This is a genomic window from Paenarthrobacter sp. PAE-2 (assembly GCF_026013155.1).
Lineage (GTDB): Bacteria > Actinomycetota > Actinomycetes > Actinomycetales > Micrococcaceae > Arthrobacter > Arthrobacter ureafaciens.
Genome location: NZ_JAPDNV010000109.1, coordinates 1 through 554, shown reverse-complemented (window position 1 = coordinate 554; position 554 = coordinate 1). Strand labels below are relative to the sequence as shown.

Annotated in this window: 1 protein-coding gene and 1 pseudogene; both read right to left on the bottom strand. The window is 63.4% G+C overall.

Features of this window, described 5'->3' with window-relative positions:
* A partial coding sequence (locus tag OCL88_RS21120; protein WP_264963846.1) for a site-specific integrase occupies nucleotides 1-361 on the bottom strand: 361 nt, incomplete at its 3' end.
* Nucleotides 313-554, bottom strand: a pseudogene (locus OCL88_RS21115) (site-specific integrase); the annotation flags it as partial. The pseudogene OCL88_RS21115 and the gene OCL88_RS21120, both read right to left, overlap by 49 nt.

Genomic DNA, 554 nt, shown 5'->3' with positions numbered 1-554 from the left:
GGGCCTCGTGCTGCACGTCAAAGACACCCCGGTTCCGGCCCCAGATAAGCTGGATAAACAGCGGGTCGTAACCGGCCTCGATCAGGTGCGTCACGTACGAATGCCTCAACGTGTGCAGGGAAAGCTCCTCCGGGAGCCCGGCGATTTTCCTCACCCGCTGGAAAGAGCGGTCAAAATTGCGGAAAACAGTGGAGCCGGAGCGTTCCGACGGCCACAGGCTGGCCGACCGGTCCGCAGTGGGGAAACGTTTCCGGCTGGCAGGGGAGAGCCAGTACTCAAGGAGCCCGACGACCCAATCGAATTCCGGGACAGTCAGAACCGTGCGTCGGCGGGGGCTGAGCCCTTGGTTCCTTTGGCCCACCGCACCTGGAGCGCCCCGAACCGTCCGAATGACTCAACGTGCGGGTTGGGCCCGAAGTCGACATATTCAAGCATCGCCAGCTCACGCCGCCGCAGCCCATACGCATAAGCGACCTTGAACGCCGTCGAGTCCCTCAGGGCTGGCAGCCAGCGTTTGGAACCCTTGGCGAACTCTGTGTCGACCAGGTCGTCGG